General features: G+C 71.8%; 7 protein-coding genes and 1 pseudogene. 4 read left to right on the top strand and 4 right to left on the bottom strand.

Annotated elements, in window-relative coordinates:
* Positions 1-102 precede the first annotated feature (102 nt).
* Positions 103-768, top strand: a pseudogene (locus tag ABZ624_RS30240) (aminoglycoside phosphotransferase family protein); the annotation flags it as partial.
* Between the two features lie 93 nt (positions 769-861).
* On the opposite strand, the gene ABZ624_RS30235 reads toward ABZ624_RS30240, so the two are convergent.
* Positions 862-1,344: a VOC family protein gene (locus tag ABZ624_RS30235; RefSeq protein WP_360095831.1), complete on the bottom strand. Its 483-nt coding sequence runs from the start codon at positions 1,342-1,344 to the stop codon at positions 862-864.
* Between the two features lie 123 nt (positions 1,345-1,467).
* Here ABZ624_RS30235 and ABZ624_RS30230 point away from each other — a divergent pair, with 123 nt between their 5' ends.
* A complete protein-coding gene (locus tag ABZ624_RS30230) occupies positions 1,468-2,667 on the top strand; it encodes an epoxide hydrolase family protein (protein ID WP_360095828.1) in 1,200 nt (399 codons plus the stop codon).
* Positions 2,668-2,878: 211 nt separating this feature from the next.
* Here the strand turns inward: ABZ624_RS30230 and ABZ624_RS30225 are convergent, their stop codons facing one another.
* Complete coding sequence (locus tag ABZ624_RS30225) at positions 2,879-3,232, bottom strand: helix-turn-helix transcriptional regulator (RefSeq protein WP_360095825.1); 354 nt, start codon at positions 3,230-3,232, stop codon at positions 2,879-2,881.
* Between the two features lie 260 nt (positions 3,233-3,492).
* Here ABZ624_RS30225 and ABZ624_RS30220 point away from each other — a divergent pair, with 260 nt between their 5' ends.
* Positions 3,493-4,380, top strand: coding sequence for an RNA polymerase sigma factor SigF (locus tag ABZ624_RS30220; RefSeq protein WP_360095855.1), 888 nt, complete (start codon positions 3,493-3,495; stop codon positions 4,378-4,380).
* A 50-nt stretch (positions 4,381-4,430) separates the two neighbouring features.
* Here ABZ624_RS30220 and ABZ624_RS30215 read toward each other — a convergent pair whose 3' ends face one another.
* Entirely contained in the window at positions 4,431-4,883 is a 453-nt protein-coding gene (locus ABZ624_RS30215) for an ATP-binding protein (RefSeq protein ID WP_360095822.1), read from the bottom strand.
* 268 nt (positions 4,884-5,151) lie between these two features.
* On the opposite strand from ABZ624_RS30215, the gene ABZ624_RS30210 reads away from it, so the two are divergent.
* Complete coding sequence (locus tag ABZ624_RS30210) at positions 5,152-6,429, top strand: streptophobe family protein (RefSeq protein ID WP_360095819.1); 1,278 nt, start codon at positions 5,152-5,154, stop codon at positions 6,427-6,429.
* A 114-nt stretch (positions 6,430-6,543) separates the two neighbouring features.
* Here the strand turns inward: ABZ624_RS30210 and ABZ624_RS30205 are convergent, their stop codons facing one another.
* Positions 6,544-6,954, bottom strand: coding sequence for a hypothetical protein (locus ABZ624_RS30205; protein ID WP_360095816.1), 411 nt, complete (start codon positions 6,952-6,954; stop codon positions 6,544-6,546).
* Positions 6,955-6,957: the final 3 nt, after the last annotated feature.

The following is a 6,957-nucleotide window of genomic DNA, read 5'->3' as shown; positions in this document are numbered from 1 at the left end:
ACACGAAGACCTCCGTGCGGTGCAGTCCTAGACAGCTCCACCACACCGGAGGTCTTCGCCATGATCAAGCACCGTGACTGTCAACAACGCTCGTGATCAATACAGCTAGGGCCGCTGCTGCCGGTCGCCGTGCCCGAGCCGGTGGGCGTCGGCGAGCCGGACGAGGGCTATCCGTGGCCCTGGTCCGTCTACCGCTGGCTTCCGGGACGCAATCCGGTGGCCGGCGCCGTAAACGAGCCGGAGCGGCTCGCCGAGGACCTCGGGGCGTTCGTGCGCGCGCTGCGCCGGATCGCCCCGCAGGACGGGCCGGCCGGTTACCGGGGCGGCCCCTTGCGGGACCGGGACGAGCCCACCCGGGCCGCCGTCGCCGAGCTGGACGGACGGGTCGACGGCGGCGCGGTCACGGCCCTGTGGGAGCGGTCCCTGCACATCCCGGCCCACACCGGGCCGCCGGTGTGGGCGCATGGGGACCTCTCCCCGGGGAACGTGCTGGTCGACGAGGGCCGGCTGAGTGCGGTCATCGACTTCGGCTGTGCGGGAGTGGGCGACCCGGCCGTCGACCTGATCGCGGCCTGGAACCTGCTGCCCGCATCGGCACGGGACACCTTCCGCGAGGCCGTCCGCGCCGACGACGCGGAGTGGGCGCGGGGGCGGGGCTGGGCGCTGTCGATCTCGCTGATCCAGCTGCCGTACTACTGGGACACCAACCCGGCCCTGGCGGAGAACTCCCGGCATGTGATCACCGAGATCCTCGCCGAGGCCGGGTAAGGCGGAGGGCCGACGGGCTCAGCCAGGGCCGAGAGGCCGTGCCGGGGCCGGGGGCCGTGCCGGGGCCGGGGGCCGTGCCGGGGCCGGGGGCCGTTACTCCCCCGCGTACGCCTTCTCCAGCGCGGCGACGTCCAGCTTGCCCATGCTCATCATGGCCTTCATGGTGCGGTCGACCTTCTCCTGGTCGGGGTCGTGGAGGAGCTCGGGCATCCGGTCGTAGACGACCTGCCAGGAGACGCCGTACCTGTCCTTGAGCCAGCTGCAGGGGCCGCCCTCGCCGCCGTTCTCGGTGAGCTTGGTCCAGTAGTAGTCGATCTCCTCCTGATCTGCGCACATGATCTGGAAGGAGACGGCCTCGTTGAACCTGAACTGGGGGCCGCCGTTGAGGCCGACGAACTTCTGGCCGTTGGCCGTGAATTCGACGGTCAGCACCGAGCCGGTCTCACCGGGCCCGGCGTCGGTGTAGCGGCTGATGCGGCCGATGCTGGAGTTCTTGAACAGCGAGACGTAGAACTCGGCGGCCTCCTGGGCCTGGCCGTCGAACCACAGACACGTGACGAATCCGTCGGTGGTCATGAGTACCTCCTCTGGGCGGGGAACGCGGTCACCGGTGTCGACCGGTCCTTACGGCGAAACTCATCGGCCGGGCCGCCGAATAATCCGGGCGGGTGAACGACGACCCCGCCTAGCATCCCGATCATGACCTCCACGCCTGCCGAACGCATCGAACCCTTCCGGCTGTCCGTCCCGCAGAGCGACCTCGACGACCTGTACGACCGCCTCGACCGCACCCGCTGGCCGGCCGACCTGCCCGGAGCCGGCTGGGAGTACGGCGTCCCGGCCGGCTATCTGCGGGAGCTGGTCCGGTACTGGCGGCACGAGTACGACTGGCGCGCCGCCGAGGCCGAGCTGAACCGGTGGCCGCAGTTCACCACCATGATCGACGGCGCCAAGGTCCACTTCGCCCACGTCCGCTCCCCGGAGCCGGACGCCACACCGCTGGTGATCACCCATGGCTGGCCGGGCTCGATCGTGGAGTTCCTGGATGTGGTCGGCCCGCTGACCGATCCCGTGGCGCACGGCGGCGACGCGGCCGACGCCTTCCACGTCGTCGTGCCGAGCATTCCCGGCTTCGGGCTGTCCGGGCCCACCACCGAGCGGGGCTGGGAGGCGCGCCGGGTAGCCGACGCCTGGGCGGAGCTGATGCGGCGGCTCGGCTACGAGCGGTTCGGGCTGCAGGGCGGCGACTGGGGCGCGGGGATCTCGCGCGAGCTGGGCCGCGTCCATCCGGACCGGGTGATCGGTGTCCACCTCAATCTGCTGCCTGGTGCACAGGCGCTCACCGAGCCGACCGAAGCGGAGCTGGCCGCGCTCGGCCCCGAGGAGCGGGAGCGGACGCTGCGGTCCTGGCGCGGGTGGGACGCGTGGTTCCGTGACGGCGCCGGGTACGCCGCCCTGCAGTCCACCCGTCCGCACACCCTCGCCTACGCCCTGACGGACTCGCCCGTCGGTCAACTCGCCTGGATCGTCGAGAAGTTCCGGGAGTGGGCGGACTGCGAGGAGCTGCCGGAGGAGGCGGTGGACCGGGACCGGCTGCTGACCAACGTGATGCTGTACTGGCTGACCGGTACGGCGGGTTCGTCCGCCCGCATCTACTACGAGCGGGCCCACGTCACCGGCGACCGGGCGGGGCGGCCGGCCGAGCCGTCGACCGCGCCGACCGCACTGGCCGTGTTCCCGGCGGATCCCCAGATCCCGCTGCGGCACAAGGCGGAGCGCACCGAGAACCTGGTCCGCTGGACCGAGTTCGACCGCGGCGGCCACTTCGCGGCCATGGAAGAGCCGGACCTCCTGATCCCGGACATCCGAGCGTTCTTCCGCCGGCTCCGCGAGAAGTGACACGTCCGCCGGGTGCAGCGGGCGTGGGCGTGCCAGGTGGTCGGAGGGTCGCGGGGGAAGTGACCCGCCGGGGCGGCCCAGGTGATCGCAGGGGCGCGGGCAGGCGCCCAAGCCGGGGGGGCGGCCGGGCACAGCCCACCGCGGGACCGGGCCGGCCGGGGCGACCGCCCGGTTGCGGTGCAAGGGCAGGCCCCCGTGACGCCGGGCTGGCTCAGGCTGCCAGGCAGAGGGTGTTGTAGGGGCGGGCGGTGGAGGGGCGGGGGTGCGGGATCGTGCGGTGGGTCAGGTCGGCGTGGGCCAGTGACAGCAGGCCCGCGAGGTCCAGGCCGAGTGCGTGCGCTGCGGCGGCGAGGACCTCCGAGGACGCCTCCTTGCGCCCGCGCTCGATCTCGGAGAGATAGGGCAGCGAGATCCTGGCCGCGTCGGCCACGTCCTTGAGGGTGCGGTCCTGCGACCGCCGCTCGCGGCGCAGCACCTCACCGACCAGATCGCGCCACAGCGGCTCCTTGGTCTCTGCGTTCTCTGTGCCCCGTGTGCGGGCTTCGTTGCTCACCTGGTTGGTCACCCACGTCAGCGTAGGGGAGGTGAGCCATCGGACAAGGGCCCTGGCCCGGCATTGCGCCCTGAGGGAAACCGGAGCAGTTCGTTTCCCGCCACTGGGCAACTCCGCATGCATGCGGGACGTGAGCGGGGGTACCCGCCCCGTGAGCAACACCACCCGCACGCATGAAGCACCGCGTTACGGGTATCCAGAACAAACGGTAAGAAACGGGCAAAATAAGCCGCCGAGGCAGACGGAGAACCGTGACTTTCGTGGGAGAGGTAATGAACACCGCCGGGATCCGGTCGCAAGCAGAGGTCACCGTGAGGACCGAGCAGGACAGGACGGGCGAGGGATCACTGCCTGGCATCGCGGACCCGGCGTCCGTCGCGCCCCGTGACGCCCGTGAGCTGTCCCGCCAGTTCTTCCGCCGGCTGACCGAGCTGGAGGAGGGCACGCACGAGTACCAGTACGCCCGGAACACGCTCATCGAGATGAACATGTCCCTGGTCCGGTTCGCGGCCGGACGGTTCCGGGGCCGCGGCGACGACATGGAGGACATCGTCCAGACCGGCATGATCGGCCTGATCAAGGCCATCGACCGGTTCGAGCTGGCACGCGAGGTGGAGTTCACGTCCTTCGCGCTGCCGTACATCGTGGGCGAGATCAAGCGGTTCTTCCGGGACACCACCTGGGCGGTACACGTGCCGCGCCGGCTCCAGGAGGCGCGGGTGGAGCTGGCCAAGGCACGCGAGGAGCTGTCCAGCCGGCTCGACCGCGACCCGACGGTGGCGGAGCTGGCGACGCTGATGAACATCTCCGAGGACGACGTGGTCGAGGCCCAGCTCGCCTCCAACGGGTACAACTCCGCCTCCCTGGACGCCGCGCTCACCGGCGACGGCCCCGAGGACGGCGAAGCGGTGCTCGCGGACTTCATCGGCGTGGAGGAGGAGGGGCTGCGGCTCGTCGAGGACTGCCACGCGCTCGCCCCGCTGATGGCGGAACTCAGCGAGCGGGACCGGCAGATCATCCATCTGCGGTTCGTCGAGGAGGCCACCCAGGCGGAGATCGGGGAACGGCTCGGCTGCTCCCAGATGCACGTGTCCCGGCTGATCAAGCGGATCATCACCCGGCTGCGTGAGGGGATGCTCGGCGAGCTGGGCTGCGCCTGAGCCGGCCCGGCAAGCGCCTGACCGCGGGGCGGCGGTACGTCCGCCGCCCTTCAGCGCTGCAGTTCGAAGCGGGCCCGTACCCGCTTGCCGACCGGTACGCGCTCCGCGGTGACCTCCGAGGCCAGGGCGCACACGATCTCCAGGCCGTGCCGTCCGACGCGTTCGGGGTCCTTCGGGTAGCGGCGGGGCAGGGCGGAGCTGCTGTCGTAGACGCACACCGTGACGGCGCTGTCCGTGCCTTCCAGTTCCAGGATGAACGGGCCGTTGCTGTGCTGGTCGGCGTTGGTGACGAGTTCGCTCACGACCAGCAGCAGCTCGCCGTCGGCGCGCCGGTCGGCGGTGGCGCACCACTCGGTTCGCAACCGCTGCAGAAACTGGGACGCGAAGACGCGCGCCTCGGCGATGCATCCGGATTCGCCGGTGTAGTGCGCCGCGCGCCGTAGCGGCTCCACGGGTACGTCGAAACCGGTCGGTATCACTGTCCCGCCCAGATGCTTGGTCATGCCGTCTCTCTCGAAAACCCGGACCGGCCGGTCCCCTGCTGCATCTGTCCTCGTACCCCGAGCCGCGCTCGGCAGTCCCCCGGGGCGTTCGCCCACCGCGCACAGTGGCGATGGTCACGCGGGCGGCGCCCGCGTCGACGCGCGGCTGGACCGGGGCAGGGATCTCGCCCAGGTGGGCGGCCCCAAGACGGAGGTTCCGCACGCACGAGTACTTCTTCCCGGCGCGGACGGCCCACCCGGCGGGCGCGGTGCCGGGCCGCTGCTTAGCGTGGCAAGCGTGAGCGCTCCGACCGTCTCCGCGCGGCCCGCCGCCCACCACGGCTGGGCGCAGGCCGTGGCCACGGTGCTGACCGGGCTGGCCGTCATGGTCCTGGTTTCGGCGCTCGGACTGTGGGCGGCCGGAGCGGCGGACCTGCCGGACGGCGCGTTCCCGAGGGTGGTGGCCGCGACCCTGGTGACGGCGGTGGGCGGCAGCGTGGAACTCTCCGGCAACGCGGGGGTCCTGGCGCAGACCCGCGCCGGGATCACCGTGATCCCCCTGTCGGTGACCCTGGCCGGTGCCCTGGTGATCGGCGCGGGTTTCCTGCGCCCGCTGCGGCACCGGGCGGTGGCCTCGGCGCGCGAACTGGCCGGCTGGGCCGCCCGGATCGCGGTGCTGTGGCTGCTCGTGCTGATCGGCCTGGCCTTCGGCGCGCGGCAGACCTTCGCCGTCGACGTGGGCCGCGGCACGCTGAGTGACCTGACCGGGCTGTTCGACGTGGCGCCGAAGGTGGGGTTCACCACGGATGTGCCGCTGACGGTGGTCTTCGGACTGTTGTGGCTGGCCGGGGTGCTGCTGCTGGCGCTGCTGGTCGCGTACGGGGCGCCGCTGCCGGGGCGGCTGCTGCGTTTCCAGGAGTCGGTGCGTCCGGCGGCGCACGCGGTGGTGGTCCTGCTCCTCGCCTACGTCGTGGTCGGTTTCGTCATCGCGCTGATCACTGCGGCCACCCGTGGGCATGCCCCGGAGACCGTCGCGCTGATCCTGCTCGGCCTGCCCAATCTGGCCTGGCTGGCCCTGACCCTCGGCATGGGGGCGACCTGGGACGGCCGCGTGGACGGCCCGTTCGGTCTGCCGATGCCGCACGTCCTGGACGCCATTCTGCGCACCCCGGACGTCTCCGCGCTGAACCTGGGCTCGCTCACCGACCGCGACGGCCGGTGGTGGTGGCTGGTGGTCGTGGACGTGATCCTGCTGCTGGCCGTGGCCTTCCGGATGGCGGTCCGCTCACCGGCCCGGACCCGCCTGTGGCAGCACGCCGTCCACCTGGCCGTGGCACTGGCGCTGACGGTGCTGATGATCTGTCTGACCGGCCGCACCTCGGCGCACTACGGACTTTCCCTGCTCGGCATCGGCGACCTGGGCGGCGGGCTGTCCGGAGAGCTGTTCCTCAAGCCACGGTTGTGGCAGGCGGTAGGCCTGGGCGCGCTGTGGGGACTGGTCGCGGGCTTCCTGGGCGGTCTGCTGGCACGCCCGCTGCAGAGGCTGGGCGAGGTGAACCAGGCCTAGGTCGTGTGGTCGGTCTCGGTGTCGGGTTCCGCGTCGGCCTCCGTCGGACGTGCCCGGTGCCATCCTCGCCGGTGGCCTCATGGTCGGTGGCGTAGGTGGTCCGGGTGCGGTGTGTCAGGCGACGGGCACCACGAGCACCGGCACCGTGCGCTGCATGCGCAGCGCGTCCACGGACTCGGCGAGCAGTTCGTACTCGGTGGTGTCGTCACTGGCGGCGATCCGCACCAGCCGTCCGCCCGCCAGCTCGTCGGCCACCAGCTCCTGCCGGACGTCATCGGCACACCAGGCGCGCAGCAGGTCGGGCACATCGGCCACCGTGTCCGCGACCGGCACCAGCGCGCCCGTCGGGAAGGCCAGGTCCTCCGGGCTCGGGTCGAGGCGCTCGGCGATCCAGGACGCCCGGTCCCGCAGCCACCACAGGGCCAGGGCCAGCGTCGGCGCGCGATAGGTGCCGAGCGGTACGCCGATGCGCCGGCCGTCGCACATGCCGTACGCGGTGACATGGCACAGGAATTCGTCGTGCACGTC

Origin of the sequence: Streptomyces sp. NPDC007205 (assembly GCF_040634095.1) — a bacterium.
Lineage (GTDB): Bacteria > Actinomycetota > Actinomycetes > Streptomycetales > Streptomycetaceae > Streptomyces.
Note: the sequence above shows the minus strand (reverse complement) of the source record. Positions and strands in the feature narration are given on the sequence as shown.